The sequence below is a fragment of the Streptomyces sp. NPDC058671 genome, from assembly GCF_042716475.1.
In the GTDB taxonomy this organism is placed as follows: domain Bacteria; phylum Actinomycetota; class Actinomycetes; order Streptomycetales; family Streptomycetaceae; genus Streptomyces.
The window spans coordinates 18,842-40,503 of the sequence record NZ_JBHXSA010000035.1; the positions used below are offsets into that span (position 1 = coordinate 18,842).

A 21,662-nucleotide genomic window follows, 5' to 3' on the forward strand; every position below is an offset into this window, starting at 1 on the left:
TCACGGTGCGCACGTCGAACGCGGTCGAACGCTCCCGGACTTCCCCCGGATGCTTTCAGAGGGCATGTGCCGCTGGAAACCGCTTACGGGCGCACCTTGATCCGATCGTGACCGTTATCCGGGGTTCCGTCTCCGGAATGTGCCCGTCCGTGCGCGGTCGGGACCGTACGGGGTGAGGGGCCGTCAACCGGCCGTGTTCACCATCGAGGCCGCCGCGTAGGTCATGTAGCGCCAGAGCTCGGCCTCGTGCTCGGGAGCCAGGTCCAGGTCGTCCAGAGCCGCCCGCATGTGGCGGAGCCACGCGTCGTGGGCGGCCTGGTCCACCGTGAACGGAGCGTGGCGCATCCGGAGACGGGGGTGGCCGCGGTCGTCGCTGTAGGTGCGGGGGCCGCCCCAGTACTGCATCAGGAAGAGGGCGAGCCGGTCCTCCGCGGGGCCGAGGTCCTCCTCGGGGTACATCGGGCGCAGCAGCGGGTCCTCCGCGACCCCCTCGTAGAAACGGCGGACCAGACGCCGGAAGGTCTCCTCGCCGCCGACCTGCTCGTAGAAGGTCTGCTCCTGCACTGCTTCCCCGGGAATCTCGTTCACCATCCCATCGTCTCAGATGCCCCGTCCTAGGACCGGAGAACGAGGACCGCTCGCCGCGGGCCCCCGGCGGCGGGAGAGTGGAGGCATGGATGAGCGGCGGGACGAGTTCGCCGAGGGCGGCGCGCGGGCACGGCGGGAGCTCGTGCGGGAGATCGAGGCTTGCGGCGCGCTCACCGACCCCGCCTGGAGGGACGCCTTCGCCACCGTCCCGCGCCACCTCTTCGTCCCCTTCTACTACGTCCCCGGGAGCGGCGGCTACGAGCGGCTCTGGTCCGGCGACCCGGACCCCGGGCAGCGGGACCGCTGGCTGCGCGGAGCCTACGAGGACACCGCCGTCGCCACCCGGGTGCGGGACGGTGAACTGCTCTCCTCCGCCAGCCAGCCGTCCCTGATGGCGCTGATGCTCCACGCCCTGGACGTACGCGACGGGGACGACGTCCTGGAGATCGGCGCCGGGACCGGCTACAACGCGGCCCTGCTCTGCCACCGGCTCGGCGAGGAGCACGTCACCACCGTCGACCTGGACGAGGAGATCACGGAGTCCGCCCGGACCCATCTGGCCGCCGCCGGACACCGCCCCGCGGTCGTCACCGCCGACGGCGCCCGGGGCTGTCCCGAGCGCGCCCCCTACGACCGGATCGTCGCGACCTGCGCGGTGCCCTCGGTCCCGTACCCCTGGATCGCCCGGTGCCGGCCCGGCGGCCTCGTCCTCACCCCGCTCTCCACCGGGCTGCTCCTGCTGCGGGTGCGCGACCGGGCGCACGCGGAGGGACGGTTCCTCGCGACCTCCGCGTACTTCGTGCCGCTCCGGGGCTCCGCGGGCCGCGCCCCACGCCCCGATCCGGCCGGGGACGAACGCTTCCGCTTCCTGTGGGGTCTCGTCGGCGGGACCCTCGACAGACGCGAAGCGCTCTCGCTCTGGCTGCGCGAGCGGCGACCGGAACGGGAGCGCTTCGGGGTGACGGTCAGCGGCGACCGGCAGTGGGCCTGGCTGGACGACCCCGCAGGGCCGTACGCCTGGCCGCTGCCGGACGCGTGAACGTACGGGTGGGTCAGCCCCGACGGATCGTGATCGTCGTCCAGGCGCCGACGTGCACCCGGTCGCCGTCCTGGAGCTGTACGGGGACGTACGGCTGGATCGGCTCCTCGCCGCCGTTGACCGTGGTGCCGTTGGTGGAGTTCTGGTCCACCACCGCCCACGAACCGTCCGGCTGCTGCACGAGCACGGCGTGCTGGTGCGAGACGCCCGGGTCCTCCGGCGGCACCGACAGGTCGATGTCGGGGGACTCGCCGGTGGAGTGCCGGCGGCGGCCGATGGAGATCTGGTTGCCCTGGAGCGGCAGGTGCTTGGCGGGGGAGTACGCGGGCAGGTTCAGGCCCGTGGCCTCGGGACCGCTGCGCTGCATCATCGCCATGAAGTAGTCGCGGTCCGGGCCGATGACCGCGGTCCACGACAGGGGCTGCTGCCGCGGGGGCTGGAACTGCTGTTGGGGCTGTTGGGGCTGGCCCTGGGACTGGCCCTGGGACTGGTGCTGACCCTGGGACTGGTGCTGGGCCTGGTGCTGGCCTTGGTGCTGACCGTGGTGCTGCGGGGGCTCCTGGTGCTGCTGGGGTGCATGGTGCTGCGGAGGCCCCTGGGGTGCCTGGTGCTGCTGAGGCTGCGGAGGAGCCTGAGGTACGTGGTGCTGCGGAGGCGCCTGGTGCTGCGGGGGCGACTGCGGCGTCTGCGACGGTGGGGACAGGACCCAGTCGTCGTCGGCGCGCGGCTGCGGCGGTGCGGGCGGCGCCGGTACCTGGGCCGGAGCCTGGAGGTACGCGGGCGGGCCGGGCGGCTGCTGCTGTGTCGGCGGCTGCTGCGCCGGCGGGCGCTGCGGCGGGGCCTGGTGATGCGTGGGGTCGCTCCCCAGCGGCTCGGCCGGGCGGTTCACCTGCGAGGGCCGCGATCCCTGGTAGCCGAACGGATCCTGGGGCTGCTGGGGCTGCGGCGGCTGCGGCGGCGAGGACTGGAAGCCCGGCGGCAGGTTCAGACCGGGCGGCGGTCCGTGCTGCTGCGGCGGTGACGGGGCGTTCTGCGGGGCCAGCGGCGTGTAGGAGGTCGCCGTGTTCGTGAGGAAGTTCCAGCGGCACTCCTCGCAGAACGGCGCCATGTACTCGCGCGGGGTACGGCACTGCGGGCACAGCTCCGCCTGGGCCGTGGCGTTCGGGTCGCCACCGGGGCCGAAGCCACCGTGAGCACCGGGACCGGGCGCGCCCGGCGGCGGCCCCGTCGGGGGCTGGCCGGGACCACCGGGGCCGGGGTATCCGTACGCGGGAGGCGGCGGCGGGGGAGGCGGCGGTACGGCACCCGTCGGCGCACCCGCCCCGGCCATGCGATGGCCGCAGACCTCGCACCAGTCGTCGGAGACCGACTGGTGTCCGTTCGGGCAGGTCGGCATGTCGGCGCTTCCCCCTCTCCTCGTCCGGCCCGGTGGCCGGGCTACCTCTTGACGCGAACGGTCTTGGTGGAGCGCGTTTCGAGTGTCATCTCGTCCGCATCCGCGACCTTCGCCTTCAAACGCACAGTACCGGTCGCCGCATCGACGACGTCGACCACCTTCGAAAGCAGTTTCGCCGTATCCGCGTTCCCGGAGACGGCCGCGAGCTGCACGGCGCGGCCCAGTTTCGCCGTCGCCCCGTCGTGATCGCCCGATTTGCGGGCATCGAGGCCCTGTCGGATGACGTCCGCCAGCTCGGCCTGGCCCGTGTAGTGCGCCACCTGCGGGTTGATCGACGTCGACATCGCCAGGTCGTCGGTCCACACCGCCCGTACCAGTCCTTGAGACAGCGGGCGGGGATCGCCGCCCGCCGGGTCCGGGGCGATCAGGGAGACCCGGGCGGCGAGCATCTCCTGACCGACGGCGGCCCGGGGGACCCGCACGCTGACGTGGTAGTCACGGGACTCGTCGCCCCACGAGCCCGTCGGGTAGTCACCGGCGCGCGGCCCGGCCTCGGTGCGCCGCCCGGTCAGGTCCTCGACCGTCGGCGCCACCTGCTTCACGAAGGCGATCTCCACCCCGACCGGCGTCCACAGCCGCAGTGCGACGTCCGCGACGCCCTTGCCCATCGCCTGCTCCATCATCGCCGTGAAGTCGGCGGCGAGCGCGGACGGGTCGGCGACGATGTCGGCGGTGCCGAGGAGTGCCGAAGCGATCCCGGTGACCTCCTTGACCTCCCAGTCGGTGCCCACCCCGCGCGCGTCACAGGTGAAGCGGCCCGCGCAGGCGTCGAGGGCAACCCGCAGCTCCTCCGGCGACTCGTGCTCGTTGCGGCCGTCGGTGAGCAGGATGCCGTGCCGGATGGTGAGCTCGGCGGAGGAGAGCAGCCGGTCCGCGAGCCGCAGCCAGGTGCCGATCGCCGTGCCCCCGCCGGCGTTCAGGCGGCGCAGCGACTCCTTGGCCTCGGCCCGGGTGCGGGCGTCGGCCACGGCGAGGCGGCCGTTCCCCGGGTAGACCTCCCTGGCGACGTGCGTGCCGTCGACGACGGCGAAGGACGTGCCGTCGCGCAGGGTGTCGACGGCGGCCGCGGTCGCCTCCCGGGCTCCCCGCATCTTGGTGGCGGGATAGTCCATCGAGCCGGAACAGTCGACCATGATCACGACACCGGCCCCGGCGCCCGCGGGGCCGGACAGCCGCTGTCCGCCGGTACCGCCCCCGGTCGACGTGACCGTGACGATCGCGCTGACGTCACGGCCGCCCTCGGGCAGGAACTCGTTCTGGTAGACGTCCACCGAGAACTGGGGGGCGGTCGGTTTGGAGAAGTTCGCCATCGGTCAGGGCTCCTCGGGCAACGACGGGCAGGGGACGGGGGATCGGCGACCGCTCAGGCGGATCCTGCCCCGTGGTGCGAGACGGTGAACGGCACGAGGGCGACCGTGATGTTGTCGTGGCCTCCGCCGTCCAGGGCGTGGCCGACCAGCACCTGGGCGCTGTGCAGCGGGCGGTCCGCCGCGTCGGCGGGGACGACCCGCGCCATGTCGTCGGCGCCCTCGGCGTAGTTCCACAGACCGTCCGTGCAGACCACCACCACGCCGGAGCGTTCCGGTTTGAACGCCGCCGTGTGCGGGTCCAGTTCGTACGCGTCGGCGCCGAGCCAGCCGGTGATCGCGTGGGCGCGCTCGTCCGCGTACGCCTCGGCCTCGTTCATCAGACCCGCCGCGACCATCTGGGCCGCCCACGAGTCGTCCTCGGTGAGCCGGGCGGGCGGGGTGGCGCGGTCGTCCGGCACCCAGTAGACGCGGCTGTCGCCGACCCAGCCCACGACGAGCAGGCCGTCGGCGACGACGGAGCCCACGATGGTGCACGCCGGGGCGTTGCGATGGCGGTGCGGGTCGTGCTCCGCCCCGTCCTGGTCCGGCTCCTCGGCGAGGGAGTTGACGGCCTCGGCGGCGGCCACGATCGCCTCGTGCATCGCCTGCTGCGGGTGGGTGCCCCGGGGCAGCGCCGCGAGCAGCGAGGCGCCGGCCGCCTCGGCGGCGGCGGCGGAGGCCTCGTCGGGCCGGGTCGCGGAGGACACGCCGTCGCAGACGATCGCGACGGTGGCGGGGGAGCCGTCGGGGAGCGTGGTCGTGGACACGGTGAACGCGTCCTCGTTGCGGTGGTGGCGCAGCCCCCGGTCGCTCACGGCGGCGACGCCGCCGAGCTCCCGCTCCATGTGGTCGCGCTCACGGGGCTGCGCGTGCCCGCAGTTCTCGCAGTACCCGTCGGTGTCCACCCGCCCGGCCCGGCAGGCCACACACACGACGGCGGCGGGGGCCGTGCCCCGCGCGACCGGAGCGGCGGGCACGGGAGGGCCGGCGGGTACGGGAGGGCCGGCGGGTACGGGAGGAGTGGCGGGCACGGGGGGGACGGCGGGCGCCGGGGCATGAGCAGGAGGCTCTGGTACCTGGGCCGCGGCCGGGGCATGAGCAGGAGGTTCCGGGACCTGGACGGGCGCAGGGGCCGGTGCCGTGGCCGAAGCCTGGACCGGGGCCGCGGGCGGGGTGGCCGGGGCCGCCCGTACCGCCGTACGCGGGTCGGGCGCGGCCAGCTCGAAGTCCCCGCTGCCTGTCGTGGTGTTCCCCCCGGGCGGCACCGGGCCGTCCGGGGGGAACACCATCGTCGGCAGGTCACGGCCACCGGAGTCGGTGCCCGGGAGGTCTCCGGGGTGCTGGGTCATGGTCGACAGTGAACCGGGCTCCCGCGGCGGGGCGTCCGGCCAGTCCACGGGGGTGCCGATCACCACGGTCGGGCGGTCCGGCTCCACCCCGGCGGCCGGTACGGCCATCAGGTCGTGACCGCACGCCCCGCAGTACCGGTCACCCGAGTCCAGCGGCTCCGCGCAGTCCGGGCAGACTGCGAGTCCGTGCGACGGCTTCGGCTTCTGGGACATCCTCACACCCACGTCCGGGGGCGGAAACGGTTGGCCCGCTCCACCAGTTCGATCCTCTCCTCGCCCCGCTGGGCGAGCCGGGCCAGCACCCGGTACGAGCGTTCGAGGCCGAAGCGCAGTCCGCGCTCGTCCAGTTCACTTCCGAGCAGCAGCGCGCCGCCGCCCGGTTCCGCACCGGGACTACCGGAGAGTACCCAGTCGAGGGCCGCTCCGAGGACCTCCGTCGACAACTGCTCCCGCCGCACCGCGTCCAGACCGAAGCCCTGGAGCGCGGAGACCTGCGCCGCGGCCGCCGTCAGATCGGCGCCGATCGGCTCCCACGCCGGGCGCCGCCGCAGCCGCGCCCGTACGGTCGCGACACGGGCCGCCGTGTAGTGGATCGAGGCCTCGGGTACGGATTCCAGGGTCGCGACGGCGCCGGTACGGTCACCCGCCGCGAGCCGCACCCGGGCGAGTCCGAAGGCCGCGCTGACGAAGCTGGGGTCCGTGGCCCACACCAGGCGGTAGTACTCGGCCGCGTTGTCCAACTGCCCGAGCACCTCGGCGCAGATCCCGAGGGCCAGCTTCGGCGCCGGCTCCCCGGGGAAGGCGTCGTAGATCGCGTCGAAGGCCAGCGCCGCGTGCTCGTGGTCCCCGGTCACCAGGGAGGTGACACCCCGGTACCAGACGGCCCGCCAGTCGTCCGGGTCCCGCTCCTCGATCCCGGCGAGGGTCCGCACGGCGGAGGGCAGGTCGCCCAGCTCCAGCTGGGCCCGCAGGGTGCGCAGCCACAGCTCGGCGGAGGGCGTCGGCGCGGCCTGGAGCGCGCCGAGCAGCTCACCCGGAGCGGCGGCGGCCAGACCGGCGAGGAAACCGGCGTGGGGATCGCCCGGGTCGACGCGCGGCACGGGCAGCGCGAGCGCGGTGGCGGGCGTGTCGAGCGGCGCGAGCAACTCCCCGAGCCCGGAACCGGTCCCTGCGACGGGGGGCACCGCCCCCGGCCCGCCGGGGCCAGGCGGCACCGCCCCCGGACCGGCCCCGCCGGGAACAGGCGGCACCGCACCCGGCCCGGCGTGCGGACGGACCGTCCCCGGCCCTGCGGGCGGAGGCCCCGCACTCGGAGCGGTCCCCGCCGCCGTCCGCCGCCGGCGGCCGGCCCCGCGGCCCCCGAGCCGCGACACGTCCTCCGTCAGCTCGGCGAAGAGCGCGGTGTCCGTGACGCGGACCTCCGTGCCGAACAGCGTCGAGAGCGCGGGACGGGGCCGCCCCGACTGGAGCGCCACCACCTCCCGCAGCACACCCGTCAGCTGCTCCGCCATCTCCTGCGCCGAGGCGAACCGGCGGGCGGGATCGGGGTCGGTGGCGCGGACCAGGAAACGGTAGAACGACTCGTACGTCCGGAAGACCGCGATGTGGTCCGGGTCGGGCAGCGAGTCCACGAAGACGTTCGTGTAACCCTGGAAGTCGAAGGTCATCACGGCGAGCGTGCGTGCCACCGTGTACAGGTCGCTCGCCACCGAGGGGCCGACCTCGGCCACCTCCGGCGCCTGGTAGCCGACCGTGCCGTAGATCGCGGACTCGTCGTCGTCCATCCGCCGGACCGCGCCCATGTCGATCAGCTTCAGCTGGTTCTCGGACTGGATCGCGTTGTCGACCTTGAAGTCGCAGTACAGCAGGTTGCGGCTGTGCAGGTGCCCGAGCGCCTCAAGGGCCTCGATGCCGTACGCGCAGGCCTGCTCGACCGGCAGCGGATCGCGCCGGCCGTCCGGGGTGCGCCGGTCGTTGGCGATCTCCTTGAGCGACTTGCCTCCGACGTACTCCATGACGATGTAGCCGTCGAGGGAGCCGGTGCGCTGGTCGAGGTGCTCGACGAAGTTGTAGATGCGGACGATGTTGGAGTGCTCGATCTCGGCGAGGAAGCGGCGCTCGGAGATCGCGGCGGCCATGGCGTCCTGGTCACCGGTGTCGAGGAGGCCCTTGAGGACGACCCACCGGTCGGAGACGGCCCGGTCGACGGCGAGGTAGACCCAGCCGAGGCCGCCGTGCGCGAGACAGCCCGCCACCTCGTACTGGCCGTGCACGATGTCCCCGCCGCGCAGCTTCGGCACGAAGGAGTACGGGTGCCCGCACTTGGTGCAGAAGCCCTCCGTGCGTCCCGGCCGGTCACCCCGCGAACGCCCCACCGGGGCACCGCAGTCGGCGCGGGAGCAGAATCGCTTCCGCTCGGGCACCTCGGGGTTCTCCATGACCGCGACCCGGGGGTCGGGGCGCGGCACCTCCGGGATCGACACCAGGCCCGCGCCCAGCCGGTTCCTCGCGGACTGTCCGGTCGACGAGCCCGAGCTGCGCACCGACACCGAACGGGACGGGGCGGAGGCCCCGGAGAGAGCGCGCGAGAGCCGCCCGGAGACCGAACGCCGGGAGGTCGAGGACCGCGAGGAGGCCCGCGACGACGCCCGCGAACCGCTCCGCGACGAGCTGGAGTCCGGCCCGCCGACAACGTTCGTCCCGGTTCCCCTGCCGGGCACGGCCACGCCGGTCGGCGTCGAGCCGATGAGCCCTCCGGGCGCCACCACCGGGGCCAGCCCGCACGTGTCGCAGTACAGCTCGCCGCCTCCCATGTCCTCGTACGAACCCTCGCACGAAGGACGCTGACAGCTCCCCACGCCCGTCTCCCCGCTCACCACTGTCGTCCTCCCGCGTCTCCCGGGCCGGACAGCACGTCCGCCACCGCCCGCTGGTAGCGCAGCACGGCCTGCTCCGCGACCCGCAGGTCGCAGGGCGCGCTCCACAGCATCCGGCGGGCCGCGTCGTACCGCTCCATGAGCAGCGGGTCCTCCGCCGCGCCCAGCCGTGCCACCTTCGCCCTGTACGCGTCCAGCCGGCCGCGCAGTTCGGCCCGGACCGCCAGCGGCGCCGTGACCGCGGTCAGCGACTCCCGGGCCCGGAGCAGCTCGTCCTCCGCATCCCGCTCCAGGGACTCCAGGAGCGGGGAGAGCCGGTGCCACTGGGCGTGCCTGCGGTACTCCGCGGCGGCGGCGAGCCGCTCCTGGAGCACGATCGGCGGCCCGCTGACGGCCGGTACCTCGGAGGCGGCGATCTTCGCGAGGACCTCGCCCCGCGCGGCCCGCGCCTCGGCGAGCGTACGGTCGGCCCGGGAGAGCACGTCACGCAGCCTGAGCAGCCGGTCCTCGGAGTCCTGCCGGACCGCGAGCACCGCCTCGATCTCCCGCCGTACGTCCTCGAGAGCCAGGGCCGCCCTGTCGTACCGCTCGGTGTCCGGCCGGCCGCCGCCGGGCGCCGAACTGCCCGCCGCCGGACGCCAGAACGCCAGCGGATCGGTCACCACCTGGGAGCGCAGCCGGGTCAGCTCGGCCGTGATGTCCTCCAGGTCGTCCCCGGCCGGGTGCTCCCCGGGCCGCACACCGACCGAGTGGGCGAGCGAGCGCGTCCGGCGCAGCTCGGCGGCGAGCAGGTCTATCCGGGCGGGCAGCGCCGACCAGACGGCGTCGGCGGTGACCACCAGGTCGAGCGAGGACGCGTACAGCTCGTTCATCCGCCGGACGAGGCCCTCCAGGCTGAACCGCTCGGAGAGCAGTCCCTGCTCGCCCGCGCCGCCCGCGACGAGCACGCTCTCGCCCCGCAACCGGTCGGTCAGCTCGACCAGCTCGTCACGGCCGGGCCAGCGCCGCCGGGCGCGCACCTCGCGGGCGTCCCGCAGGGCCCCGGTGTACACGTCGAAGCAGGTCCAGAGCAGGGTGATGGTCCGCTCGGCCGCCGCCCAGCGGTCCCGGGTCGTCCCGGTCAGCTCGGCCCCTTCGAGCAGTCTGCGGCCCGCGTGGTCCTGGAGCGCGAAGAGCGAGTCCTCGATCGCCTTGTGCTCGGCGCCGAGCCGCGCCAGCGCACGGTCCACCTCGTCCCGGTCCATCACCGGCCCAGGGGTTCCCGTGACGCCCATCGATCACCTCTTCCTCTCCGTGTATCAGGGCTGTCGTGCGGGGCGGGGCTACTTGTAGAGGGGAGCGGGTGGGCCGGATATGCCGGGCAGGTCCTTCTCCAGCCAGTCCTTGTACGCCTTCTGCCAGGGGCCCTGCCGGTAGTTCACGAGGACCTGGTTGACCCGGCGGACCAGGTCGTCGTTGCCGAGCTTGGCGGCCACCCCGTAGAACTCGGTGGTGAACGGCCGGCCCTTCAGCTCCACCGCGGGGTCCTGGGCGGCCTGGCCGGCCGCGAGGGCGTTGTCGGTGACGACGGCGTCGACCTCGCCCAGCTGGAGCCGGGCCAGGCAGTCCAGCTGGTTGGGGACGGTCAGCAGGTCCTTGTCGTCCTTGGTGCCGTCGGCCTCGTCCTTGAAGAGCGCGCCGAAGGAGTTCTGCTCCAGGGCCTCGTAGGCGGTGGAGCCCTCGGCGGTGCAGATCCGCTTGCCGCGCAGCGAGGAGTCGTAGCCGGTGATGTCCTCGGCCCGCTTGGGCGCCAGGACCTGCTGCCCGGCCTGGAAGTAGGCCGTGGAGAAGGCGACCTGCTGGATCCGCCTGCAGTTGATCGTCATCGTGCGCACGACGAGGTCGACCTTGCCGCTGTCCAGGGCGGCGATCCGCTGGTTCGTCGGGATCGCCCGGAAGATGACGGCGTTCTCGTCGCCCAGGATGTCCCGTGCGATGGCGCGGGCCAGATCGATGTCGAAGCCCTCCAGGGTGCCCTTCTCCGGGTTCCGGTAGCCCCAGCGGTAGCTGGACTGGTCGACACCGACGACCAGCTTCCCGCGGTCCTTCACGGCCCGGATCGACGGGCCGTCCGCCGTCGAGGGCCGCAGGGAGGCCTCCGGCTTCTCACAGGTGTCCGCCTTGATCTGGACACCCGTGCCGACGCCGGGTCCCGGGCCGTGCGTGCCGGGGGTGGCCGCCGCGTCGCCGCCGTCGTGGGTCAGCGGAAGCAGGGTGAGCGAGGCGGTGAGCCCGCAGGCCACGGCCATGGCGGCAACCCCGCCCCAGCCCCGGAACCGCTCCGCCGTCCGCCGCGCCAGCGGGTACGTGCCGCTCGGCATCCCGCCCCCTCTCACCGGTACTCCGACAGTCTGCGGTTGATGCCGAGCACGGCGCCGGCCGCGCCCAGGATCCCGAGGGCCGCCGCGCCCAGGGGCAGTGCCGCCAGCGCGTCCCTGGCGTCCCCGGCGGAGCGGGTGAACTCGGCCTGTTCGTGCGCCAGGGCGCGCTCGAGGGCGGCGTCGACCTGGTCGAAGGACTGCCCCGTCGACTCCTCCGACCCGACGATCCGGCTCAGCGCGCCGTCGAAGTCCCCGGCCTCGTCCTTCGCGCGGGCGTCCTTGTGGCGCTTCTGCCACTCGCCCGTGCGGGAGGCGGCCTCGTCGACCGGGGTCCGGCCGGCGTCGTCGTCGGCACGCTCGCGCGCCGTGGCGAGCGCGGTCGTCAGGGCGTCCATGCTCGCCGTGTACTCCGCCTCGTACTTGTCGTTCTTGCCGTCCTCGGTGAGGACGGCGCCCCGGGCGACCAGGGTCAGGTTCTCGTTGGCGCGTGCCGTGAGCGAGCTGATCCGCGCCGAGTTGAGGACCTGGAGGGACTCCTGTCCGTGTGCCCGCGCGCTGTCGAGCCCGCTGCGCGCGACCGTGTGCGCGGCGAGGAGCCAGACCATGACGACCACGGTGGCGGCGGTGGCGGCGAGCAGCCCGTGGTTGAAGACCCGGTGCGTCCTGACGTAGTTGCGGCGCTGCGCCCAGCCGAGGACGGCGAGGGTGAGCAGCCCGAGGCCGAGGGCGAGGAACGGCCAGGTGCCGGCCGACTCGTCGTCCTCCTGGAGCCGTACGGTCTCCGCCGCGTACAACCGCTCCGCGGCGGGCAGCAGCGTGCTGGTCATCTGCTGGTTGGCGTACCGCAGATAGGCCCCGCCCAGCGGGAGGCCCTGCCGGTTGGCTGCCCGCGCGCGCTCGACCAGGCCCGTGTAGCGGGGGAGCTGCTGGTTGAGGGTGGCGATCTCACGGGCCGACTGGCTCGAACCGCCGGTGCCCGCTGCCGCCTTGACGAGGAGCCGGGCGGCGGTCGCGATGTCCCGGTCGTACCGCGCGCGCGAGTCCGCCGGCTCCAGGGTGCCCGCGAGGAAGCCGCTGGCGGCGGTGGTGTCGGCGTCGGCGAGGGAACGGTAGATCGCGGCGGCGTCGGCGGACAGCGGCTGGCTGCGGCTGACGACGTCGTCGGCGGCGGTGGCCCGGTCGTCGACCTGGAGGGCGGTGACGGCCCCGAACGCGACGACGAGCAGCGCGAGGACGGCGCCGAGGATCTGGAGCCGGCCGGGCTCGGTCGTGGCGGCGACCCGCAGCCGCTCCCGTCCCACGGCCAGAGCCCCGCGCCCCGCGGGCGGGACGGCGCCGGGTTCGGGCGACGGCTGCGCGGGCACGCCGACCGGGCGTACGGGCGCGGCTGCCGTGCTCCGCGCAGCCGAGGCGGCGGGCGCGTTCGGCGGGTGTGTCACTTGACCTCCCACTCGGTCGCTGACGTCGGCCCGTCCGGCCGGTCCTGCGGTGACCACCGGCCGACGGTGGACGACCACCCGGCCAGCAGTATGGCCCCAGGGGGCCGTCCGCACACCGGTATTGACGCGATCTTGTTCTTATCCTGCCGTATGCCTCCGGCACATCCGCGGGCGAACCCCCTCAGGACCCCCTCATGCCGCCCTCACGCCCCCTCGTGACCGCTCATGACCCCCCATGACCCCTCACCTTGAATACGTCGCCGGGCCCGGATCGGTTCCGTATCCGGCGTCGCTCGAACAGGTGAACATGCCTGCGGGGCGCCCCCTCGGAGAGGCGGGAACGCCCCGCCACCGGCCACGTCTCAGGACCCGTAGTGCCCCCGCAGCCGGGCCGCCGCCTCCGGACCCGCACCCGTCTCGTCCAGGGCGAGCAGCCCTGCCCCGAGGACCGGCGGCGCCGTCACGAAGCCGACGACGGCCTTCGGCGCCCGCTCGGCGAGGAGGTCGAGGATCCGCCCCTCCAGCTGCGGGTGGCGCGCGGCGAGCACGCTGCCGCCCAGCATCACCGGAGCCTCCTCGTCCAGCAGACCGAGCCGCCCGAGGGCGACCGCCGACAGGGCCACGACCTCCTCGGCGAGCCGGTGCACCAGCGACAGGGCGACCGGGTCCCCGGCCGCGCTCACCCGGAACAGCACGGGCGTCAGCTCGTGCCGCCGCGCGATGGGCACCCGGCCCAGGTGCAGCGCCTCGATCAGCGCGTACATCGTCTCCAGGCCGAAGTGCGCCGGCAGAGCCCGCGCCAGCTCGGTCGGCTCACCCCGCCCGTCCTCGGCGCGCGCCGCGAACCAGAGCGCCTCCTCGGCCAGGCCGCTGCCGCCGCCCCAGTCCCCGGAGATCTTCCCGATCGCGGGGAAGCGCGCGGTCCTGCCGTCCGGGGTCATCCCGACGCAGTTGATCCCGGCCCCGCACACCACCGCCACACCGCGCGGCTCGTCGAGCCCCGCCCGCAGGATCGCGAAGGTGTCGTTGTGCACCCGGACCGACCGGCTCCAGCCCCTGCCGAGGAGTGCGGCCCGCAGCGCGCTCTCCTCGACGGGCAGGTCGGCGTTGGCGAGACAGGCCGACACATGGGCGAACGAGGCCGGGACCCCCGCCTCGGCGCCCGCCCGGCCGACGGTCTCCGCCAGCGCGTCGACCGCCGCCGCCACCCCCACCAGAGGCGGCTGGAACCCGCCGCCGCGGGCCGCGCCGAGGACGGTGCCGTCCGCGCCGAGGACCGCGACGTCGGTCTTGCTGTTGCCGGCGTCGATGGCCAGCAGGGTTCCGGTCACGCCCACGCGAGGTGCTCCCGGTTGTGCGCGATCAGCCGGTCGGTGAGCCCGTCGGCGTACGCGAACTGTCCCACCAGCGGGTGCGCGAGCAGCGCCTTGAACACCCGGTCGCGGCCACCGCGCAGCGCTGCTTCGAGCGCCAGGTCCTCGTAGGCCGTGACGTTCGCGATCAGGCCGGCGTACAGCGGGTCGACCGGCGCGACGGGGAGCGGCGCGGCACCCTGGGGGCCCACCGCCGCCTGGGTCTCGATGACGGCGTCGTCCGGCAGGAACGGGAGCGTCCCGTTGTTGTACGTGTTCACCACCTGGTACGGCGAGCCGCCTCCGCCGAGCAGGGAGGCCGCCAGGTCCACGGCCGCCTCCGAGTAGAAGGCGCCCCCGCGCTTGCCGAGCAGTGCCGGCTTCTCGTCCAGGTCCGGGTCCCCGTACATCTCCAGGAGTTCCTTCTCCATCGCGGCGACCTCGGCGGCCCGTGAGGGCTTCGTGCCGAGCTCCCGCACCACCTCGTCGTGCGCGTAGAAGTAGCGCAGGTAGTAGGAGGGGACGACGCCGAGCCGGTCCAGGACCGGCAGCGGCAGGCGCAGGTCGCCGGCGACCGCGTCGCCGTGTTCGGCGAGCAGCCGGGGCAGCACGTTCTCGCCCTCGGGGCCCCCGATCCGTACAGCCGTCTCCCAGGTCAGGTGGTTCAGCCCGACGTGGTCCAGGTGGATCTCGGACGGGGCCACGCCGAGGAGTCCCGCGAACTTGCGCTGGAAGCCGATCGCCACGTTGCACAGGCCGACGGCCTTGTGCCCGGCCTGGAGCAACGCGCGCGTGACGATGCCGACGGGGTTGGTGAAGTCGATGATCCAGGCGTCGGGGTTGGCACGCCGTACCCGTTCCGCGATGTCCAGGACCACGGGGACGGTACGGAGCGCCTTGGCGAGCCCGCCGGCGCCGGTGGTCTCCTGGCCGACGCAGCCGCACTCCAGCGGCCAGGTCTCGTCCTGCTGCCGGGCGGCCTGGCCGCCGACCCGCAGCTGGAGCAGGACGGCGTCGGCGCCCTCGACCCCGGCGTCGAGGTCGGTGGTGGTGTCGACCTTCCCCGCGTGGTCCTGTTTGGCGAAGATCCGCCGGGCGAGCCCGCCGACCAGGTCGAGCCGCTCGGCGGCCGGGTCGACGAGGACGAGTTCGGTGACGGGCAGGGTGTCGCGCAGGCGCGCGAAGCCGTCCACGAGTTCGGGGGTGTAGGTGGAACCGCCCCCCACGACAGTGAGCTTCATGTGTGAGTCAGCCCTTCACTCCGGTCAGTGTGACTCCCTCGACGAACGCCTTCTGGGCGAAGAAGAAGACGAGGATCACAGGGGCCATGACCAGGACGGTCGCGGCCATGGTCAGATTCCAGTCGGTGTGGTGCGCGCCCTTGAAGGACTCCAGGCCGTAACTCAGCGTGTACGCCGCCGGGTTCTCCGAGGTGTAGATCTGCGGCCCGAAGTAGTCGTTCCAGCAGGAGAAGAAGTGGAACAGCGCCACGGCGGCGACGCCGGGCTTCGCCATCGGGAGCACGACCCGGAGCAGGGTGCGCAGTTCGCCGCAGCCGTCGATCCGTGCCGCTTCGATGTACTCGTTCGGGATGGTCAGCAGGAACTGGCGCAGCAGGAAGATCGCGAAGGCGTCGCCGAAGGCCATCGGGACGATCAGCGGCCACAGCGTGCCGGAGAGGTCCATCTGCTTGGCCCAGAACAGGTACATCGGGATGACGACGACCTGCGGCGGCAGCATCATCATCGAGATGACGAGCAGCAGCGACAGATGCCGGCCGCGGAAGCGGAACTTGGCGAGCGCGTACGCCACGGGCACCGAGGACACCACGACGAGGGCGGTGCCGAGCCCCGCGTACAGCAGGGAGTTCTTCCACCAGTCGAGGAAGCCCTCCGTCCGGAACACCCGGACGTAGTTGTCCCAGTGCCAGCTGTTCGGGGTGAGGTCCCGGGTCAGTGCCTGCTGGTCGCTCATCAGCGACGTCAGGAGGACGAAGACGAACGGCAGCACGAAGAACAGGGCCGCGGCGATCCCGAGGGAGTGCACGGCGATCCAGTGCAGGAGCGCCTTGCGCCGGGCCGACTTCTCGGCGGCCATCGCGGACGCACCGCGCACGGGACGGTCGAGGGTGGATACGGAGGTCATGATCAGTCACCCGAGCCGATCAGGCCGCCCCGCCGGCGCATGAGCAGCGCGGTGAAGGCCATGGAGAGGGCGAACAGGACGAGGGCCACGACGCTGGCGGCGCCGTAGTCGAAGCGGCCGAAGCCGAGGTTGTAGACCAGCTGCGGCAGGGTCAGCGTGGAGTCGTCGGGGTAGCCCGGTTCGAAGGTCTGGCCCGAGCCGCCCATCACCCCGGACGCGACCTTGGCGGCCACGATCGGCTGGGTGTAGTACTGCATCGCGCCGATGATCCCGGTGACGACCGCGAAGAGCACGATCGGCGAGATGTTCGGCAGGGTGATGTAGCGGAACCGCTGCCAGGCCGAGGCCCCGTCCAGCTCCGCCGCCTCGTACTGCTCCTTCGGGACGTCGAGCAGCGCGGCCATGAAGATGACCATGAGGTCCCCGACGCCCCACACGGCGAGGACGGTCAGGGCCGGCTTGGCCCACGCGGTGTCGTTGAACCAGGAGGGCGCGGGGACGCCGACGGCTTCGAGGAGCGAGTTGACCGGTCCCGTGCCCGGGTTGAGCAGGAAGACGAAGGCCAGCGTCGCGGCGACCGGCGGAGCCAGGTAGGGCAGGTAGAACAGGGTGCGGAAGATCCCCGCGCCCGTCTTGATCCTGGTGACGAGCAGGCCGACGCCGAGGCCGAACACCACCCGGCAGGCGACCATGACGACGGCGAGCCAGAGGGTGTTCTCCATCGCCGGCCAGAACTTCGGCAGGTCGGCGAAGACGTACGTCCAGTTGTCCGGGCCCCGCCAGGTCGGCGGGTTGATGCCGTCGTACTTCATCAGCGAGAAGTAGACGGTCGAGGCGAGCGGGTACGCGAAGAAGAAGCCGAAGCCGATCAGCCAGGGCGACATGAACGCCGTGGTGCGCAGCGCGCCGCGTACGCGCTTCGACCGCAGCGCCGCCCTGCGCCCCGCGAGGTGGGTGTCGGTGGACATGAGGTACCGGTCCCGGGCCTTACTTCGCCTGCGCGATGTCGCGGTCGATCTGGGCGGCGGTCTCCTCAAGACCCTTCTTCAGGTCCTTGACCTCGCCCTTCTCGTACTTCTGGGCGAAGTCCTGGAAGGTGTCCTGGTAGGTGCTGCCGTTCACCGCGCCGTCGGAGGTGGAGGACGCGGGGTGCCGGGCGATGTCCAGGAAGACCTTGAAGCGCGCGTCGACCTTCAGGTTCGGCGACTTCAGGGCCTCCAGGGTGGAGGGGACGTTGCCGATGTCGTTGGCGAACTGGACCACGGCTTCGGTGTCCATGGTCATGTACTTGATCAGTTCCCAGGCCGCGTTCTGCTTCTTGCTCTGCGGGGCGAGGCCGATGATCGTGCCGGACAGGTAGCCCTTGCCGTACTCGGCCACCTCGTCGTCCGCGACGGGCAGCGGCGCGACGCCGACCTCGAAGGGGACCTTGGCGTCCTTGATGAAGTTCAGCCGCCACTCGCCGTCGAGCTGCATGGCGACCTGGCCGGTGTGGAAGGGGTGCTTGGCGCCCCACTCGTCACCGAAGGTGGTGCGGTACCTGTCCAGTTTCTCGAACCCGCCCAGGCCGTCGACCAGCGACTTCTGATAGGTCAGCATCTTGGCGAAGCCGGGGTCCTTGGCGAGGTTCGACTTCCCGTTCGCGTCGAAGTACGTGTGCTTCCACTGCGACATGTAGTGGCTGGGGACCGTCTCGTAGCCGAGGTAGTTCGGCATGAAGCCGAGCTGCTCGTAGCTGTCGCCCTTCTCCTTGGTCAGTTTCTTCGCGACCCGCGTGAACTCCGACCAGGTCTTCGGCGGCGCGGGGATGCCGGCCGCCTCGAAGGCGTCCTTGTTGTAGTAGAGCCCGTACGCGTCGGAGAGCAGCGGCAGCGCGCAGCGCCTGCCCTCGAACCGGGTGTAGTCCTGGAGGACCTTGGAGAAGGTCTTGTCCAGGTCGACCTTGTCCTTCTCCAGGAAGGGCCCCAGGTCGGCGAGCGCGCCGGTGTGGCAGAACTTGCCGACGTTGGACGTGGTGAAGGAGGCGGCCACGTCCGGCCCGTTCGAACCCCCCGCGCGGAGCGCCTGGCTGAGCTTGTCGTCGTTGATGTTGCCGACGACCTTCACCTTGATGTTCGGGTGGGCCTTCTCGAAGCGGGCGACGTTGTCCTTGATCGCCTTGACCTCGGACGGCGCCGACCAGCCGTGCCAGAAGGTGATGGTCGTCTCCGCCTTGGGGTCGTCGGAGGCCGCGTCGTCCGCGGAGCCCGTACAGGCGGAGGTGAGGAGGGCGATCGAGGCGGTGGCGGCGAGGGCGACGGCGACTCTGCGGGCGCGTACGGGCATGGCGGTGTCTCCCTGTGGCGGAGGGCTTACGGGGGGGGAAGGGCGGTTGGGTCAGCGCGAGGTGTCGAAGACCTCGTCGCGGGTGGTGGCGAGGGCGCTTTCGAGGGCGCCGCGCAGGACGGGCCGCTCGGGTACGGCGCTGAGGACGAGCCGTGGCCGGGAGGCGGCGAGGTCGGCGAGTTCGGACTGCACGCGGGCGCGCAGGGGTTCGCCGCCGGCGACGAGGACGTCACCGGACAGCACGATCAGCTCGGGGTCGAGGACGGCGACGATCGAGGCGAGCCCGGTGGCGACCCGCTCGGCGTACTGATCGAGCAGCTGCGCGTACCGGGGGTCCTCGCCGTGGGCCTCGGCGGCGTGGCCGAGCAGGGAGGACGCGACCGGGACGAAGGGCTGTTCGGGCGTGTCGATCCCGAGGGCGCGGGCGATCCGGGGGACGGCCTGGACGCCCGCGAGTTCCTGGTAGCCGCCGGAGTTGGCCTTGGTGACCTGCCGTACGAGCGGGGTGCCGGGCACGGGCAGGAAGCCGACCTCGCCGGCGCCGCCGGTGAAGCCGCGGTGGAGGCGTCCGCCGAGGACGAGGGCGGCGCCGAGGCCCTCCTGGTTCCACAGCAGGGCGAAGTCGTCGTGGCCGCGGGCGGCGCCCACGCGCTGCTCGGCGACGGCGACGAGGTTGACGTCGTTCTCGTACTCGAACGGCATGGGCAGGACGGCGGCCAGCTCCTCCAGGAGGGTGGGGGAGTGCCAGCCGGGCAGGTGGGAGGCGTACCGCAGGCGCCCGGTGGCCGGGTCGAAGGCGCCGGGGGTGCCGATGACCAGGCGCCGGACCTCCTCGCGGGTGATCCCGGCCGCCTCCGCGGCACCGTCGAGGGCGCCGGTGATCTGGCGGACGACGCCGGACGAGGATCGGCCGGGGGTGCGGAGCTCGTACTCGCCGACGATCGTGCCGGTGACGTCGGCGACGGCGGCGTGGACGCGGTGCTGGTTGACGTCGAGTCCCGCGGCGTACGCGGCCCGCGCGTTCACGGCGTAGAGCTGGGCGTTCGGGCCGGGGCGGCCCTCGGTGGTGCCGGTGGCGACGACGAGACCGGCCGCTTCGAGGCGAGCGAGCAGCTGGGAAGCGGTCGGCTTGGACAGGCCGGTGAGCTTGCCGATCCGGGTGCGCGAGAGCGGGCCGTGCTCCAGGAGCAGGTCGAGGGCGGCCCGGTCGTTCATGGCACGCAGGACGCGCGGTGTGCCGGGGGTTCCCGGGGTCGTACCGGCCATGACGGTCGCACCTGCCTTCGGACCAACACTGTTAGGAAAGTTTCCTATTCGGTTGGAAGGAAGGTAAGGCGGCGGTCGCCGGGCGTCAATACCCGGACACGCGGGACGCCCCCGAAGGCAACCGAAGCGTTACCCGCGGGGGCGTCCTGCCGACCCGTACGCCGGCCGGGGTATCCCGTACGTCCTACTTGGCGAGATCGGACCTCGGCAGCGGAGTGGCCGCGGCCGACTGCGGCGACGTCGTCGAGGCGAACGCCGACGGGGCCGCCATGCCGGCGGTCGGATCGGCCCCCGCCTCCTCGGCCTGCGCCGGGAGACCGCCCACGATGCGGATGCCCGCCTCGTCCAGGCCCTTCTTGATGCGCCAGCGCAGCTCGCGCTCCACGGAGAGCGCCTTGCCCGGCATCGTCTTCGCCGCGACCCGGACGGTCATCGAGTCGAGGAGCACCTCGTTCAGACCGAGGACCTCCACCGGACCCCACAGACGCTCGTTCCACGGCTCTTCCTTCGCCATGGCCTCCGCCGCCTCCATGATCACCGAGCGCACCCGGTCCAGGTCCTCCGTCGGCCGGACCGTCACGTCGACGCCGGCCGTCGCCCAGCCCTGGCTGAGGTTCCCGATCCGCTTGATCTCGCCGTTGCGCACGTACCAGATCTCGCCGTCCTCGCCGCGCAGCTTCGTCACCCGCAGGCCCACCTCGACGACCTCGCCGGATGCCACGCCCGCGTCGACCGAGTCACCGACGCCGTACTGGTCCTCAAGGATCATGAAGACGCCCGACAGGAAGTCCGTCACGAGGTTCCTCGCGCCGAAACCGATCGCCACACCGGCGACACCGGCCGAGGCGAGCAACGGCGCGAGATCGATCTTGAACGCGCCGAGGACCATCAGTCCGGCCGTGCCCAGGATCAGGAAGGACGCCACCGAACGCAGCACCGAGCCGATCGCCTCCGAGCGCTGACGCCGCCGCTCGGTGTTGACCAGGAGACCGCCGAGGGCCGTGCCCTCCACGGCCTGCGCCGAACGGTTCATCCGCTCGATCAGCCTCGTCAGGGCACGGCGGAACGCCATCCGGAGCAGCACCGCGACGACCAGGATCAGCAGGATCCGCAACCCGGTGTTCAGCCAGGTGGACCAGTTCTGCTCCACCCAGCTGGCCGCGTTCGTGGCCCTCTCCGCCGCCTCGTCCAGGGTCGCCGGCATCGGCTCGGGTTCGGTGGCAGCCGCCAGGGCGGACCAGGACACGGAAGACCTCCAGGCATCGCGTACGCAGGCCATCCACAGTAACGGGACGGCGGGGGTGGTCCCGTTGTCCTGTTCGAGGGAGAGACCGACCTCACCCGGGCAGACAGAGGGACAGAGAGAGGAGGACAGGCATGCCGATGTGGTCGAGAACACCCCCGGCCCGTCACCCCGATCCCGCATACGTGGTGGCGTTCCGACCAGGCATGAGGAGAAACTGAGAGCAGTTCGTCCCGGCGCGAGCCACGCGCCGCCGGCGTCATAGGAGGCATCCGTGCCGCATGTCCTGGTCCTCAACGCGTCGTACGAGCCGCTCGGCGTCGTACCGCTCCGCCGCGCACTCGTCCTCGTACTGGAGAACAAGGCTCTCTGCCTCGAGGAATCCGGCGCCTTCCTGCACAGCGAGACCCAAGTCGTCCCCGCGCCCAGCGTGGTGCGACTGAAACGCTTCGTGCGGGTCCCCTACCGGGGGCCCGTTCCCTTGACCCGCAGAGCCCTCTTCGCCCGGGACGGCGGGCGCTGCATGTACTGCGGGGCCGTCGCGACCAGCGTCGACCACGTCATCCCCCGCAGCCGCGGGGGCACGCACGCCTGGGACAACGTGGTGGCGGCCTGCCGCCGCTGCAACCACGTCAAGGCCGACCGGCACCTGCGCGAGATCGGCTGGCGGCTGCGCCACCCGCCGGCCCCGCCGACCGGCCTGGCCTGGCGGATCATCGGGACCGGACACCGGGACCCGCGCTGGCTGCCGTACCTCGAGGCCTACGGCGCCGAGGACGTGATGGCCCGGATCGACGCCGTCGCCGAGGCCCCAGTGAGGGCGCTGACGACGGGTTGAGCCGGGCCTTTCGCGTACGGGAGGCCGGGAGCGGCGC

General features: G+C 72.8%; 17 protein-coding genes. 2 read left to right on the top strand and 15 right to left on the bottom strand.

Annotation, left to right across the window (positions count from 1 at the left end; translation table 11 throughout):
• Positions 1–183 precede the first annotated feature (183 nt).
• On the bottom strand, positions 184–588 hold the full coding sequence (locus ACFWV2_RS30710; protein WP_384409921.1) for a globin: 405 nt from the start codon (positions 586–588) through the stop codon (positions 184–186).
• Between the two features lie 85 nt (positions 589–673).
• Between ACFWV2_RS30710 and ACFWV2_RS30715 the strand changes: the two genes are divergently transcribed.
• Positions 674–1,627, top strand: coding sequence for a methyltransferase domain-containing protein (locus tag ACFWV2_RS30715; protein ID WP_384409923.1), 954 nt, complete (start codon positions 674–676; stop codon positions 1,625–1,627).
• 13 nt (positions 1,628–1,640) lie between these two features.
• On the opposite strand, the gene ACFWV2_RS30720 is transcribed toward ACFWV2_RS30715, so the two are convergent.
• The 14 genes from ACFWV2_RS30720 to ACFWV2_RS30785 all read right to left on the bottom strand — a co-directional run bounded on the left by ACFWV2_RS30720 (position 1,641) and on the right by ACFWV2_RS30785 (position 20,748).
• On the bottom strand, positions 1,641–3,023 hold the full coding sequence (locus tag ACFWV2_RS30720; RefSeq protein WP_384409925.1) for an FHA domain-containing protein: 1,383 nt from the start codon (positions 3,021–3,023) through the stop codon (positions 1,641–1,643).
• Positions 3,024–3,064: 41 nt separating this feature from the next.
• Positions 3,065–4,393 carry a VWA domain-containing protein gene (locus ACFWV2_RS30725; RefSeq protein WP_384409927.1) on the bottom strand — a complete coding sequence of 443 codons (1,329 nt, stop codon included), beginning with the start codon at positions 4,391–4,393 and terminating at the stop codon, positions 3,065–3,067.
• A gap of 53 nt (positions 4,394–4,446) precedes the next feature.
• A complete protein-coding gene (locus tag ACFWV2_RS30730; protein WP_384409929.1) occupies positions 4,447–5,994 on the bottom strand; it encodes a protein phosphatase 2C domain-containing protein in 1,548 nt (515 codons plus the stop codon).
• A gap of 2 nt (positions 5,995–5,996) precedes the next feature.
• Positions 5,997–8,594: a tetratricopeptide repeat protein gene (locus ACFWV2_RS30735; protein WP_384409975.1), complete on the bottom strand. Its 2,598-nt coding sequence runs from the start codon at positions 8,592–8,594 to the stop codon at positions 5,997–5,999.
• 59 nt (positions 8,595–8,653) lie between these two features.
• Positions 8,654–9,931: a hypothetical protein gene (locus tag ACFWV2_RS30740; protein ID WP_384409931.1), complete on the bottom strand. Its 1,278-nt coding sequence runs from the start codon at positions 9,929–9,931 to the stop codon at positions 8,654–8,656.
• A gap of 48 nt (positions 9,932–9,979) precedes the next feature.
• Positions 9,980–11,017 (bottom strand): glutamate ABC transporter substrate-binding protein, encoded by a 1,038-nt coding sequence (locus ACFWV2_RS30745; protein ID WP_384409933.1) that lies wholly within the window; start codon positions 11,015–11,017, stop codon positions 9,980–9,982.
• An 11-nt stretch (positions 11,018–11,028) separates the two neighbouring features.
• Positions 11,029–12,456 carry a hypothetical protein gene (locus tag ACFWV2_RS30750; RefSeq protein WP_384409935.1) on the bottom strand — a complete coding sequence of 476 codons (1,428 nt, stop codon included), beginning with the start codon at positions 12,454–12,456 and terminating at the stop codon, positions 11,029–11,031.
• A 362-nt stretch (positions 12,457–12,818) separates the two neighbouring features.
• A complete protein-coding gene (locus tag ACFWV2_RS30755; RefSeq protein ID WP_384409937.1) occupies positions 12,819–13,793 on the bottom strand; it encodes an N-acetylglucosamine kinase in 975 nt (324 codons plus the stop codon).
• Positions 13,784–15,049, bottom strand: coding sequence for a 6-phospho-beta-glucosidase (locus ACFWV2_RS30760; RefSeq protein WP_384409939.1), 1,266 nt, complete (start codon positions 15,047–15,049; stop codon positions 13,784–13,786). Before ACFWV2_RS30760 ends, ACFWV2_RS30755 begins: the two co-directional genes overlap by 10 nt.
• A gap of 7 nt (positions 15,050–15,056) precedes the next feature.
• Complete coding sequence (locus ACFWV2_RS30765; RefSeq protein WP_384409941.1) at positions 15,057–15,953, bottom strand: carbohydrate ABC transporter permease; 897 nt, start codon at positions 15,951–15,953, stop codon at positions 15,057–15,059.
• 2 nt (positions 15,954–15,955) lie between these two features.
• Positions 15,956–16,921, bottom strand: coding sequence for a carbohydrate ABC transporter permease (locus tag ACFWV2_RS30770; protein WP_384409944.1), 966 nt, complete (start codon positions 16,919–16,921; stop codon positions 15,956–15,958).
• A gap of 19 nt (positions 16,922–16,940) precedes the next feature.
• A complete protein-coding gene (locus tag ACFWV2_RS30775) occupies positions 16,941–18,278 on the bottom strand; it encodes an ABC transporter substrate-binding protein (protein WP_384409947.1) in 1,338 nt (445 codons plus the stop codon).
• A gap of 51 nt (positions 18,279–18,329) precedes the next feature.
• Positions 18,330–19,544 carry an ROK family protein gene (locus ACFWV2_RS30780; RefSeq protein WP_384409950.1) on the bottom strand — a complete coding sequence of 405 codons (1,215 nt, stop codon included), beginning with the start codon at positions 19,542–19,544 and terminating at the stop codon, positions 18,330–18,332.
• Positions 19,545–19,728: 184 nt separating this feature from the next.
• Positions 19,729–20,748 (bottom strand): mechanosensitive ion channel family protein, encoded by a 1,020-nt coding sequence (locus ACFWV2_RS30785; protein WP_384409978.1) that lies wholly within the window; start codon positions 20,746–20,748, stop codon positions 19,729–19,731.
• A gap of 313 nt (positions 20,749–21,061) precedes the next feature.
• Here ACFWV2_RS30785 and ACFWV2_RS30790 point away from each other — a divergent pair, with 313 nt between their 5' ends.
• Entirely contained in the window at positions 21,062–21,625 is a 564-nt protein-coding gene (locus ACFWV2_RS30790) for an HNH endonuclease (protein WP_384409953.1), read from the top strand.
• The last annotated feature ends 37 nt before the right edge of the window (positions 21,626–21,662 follow it).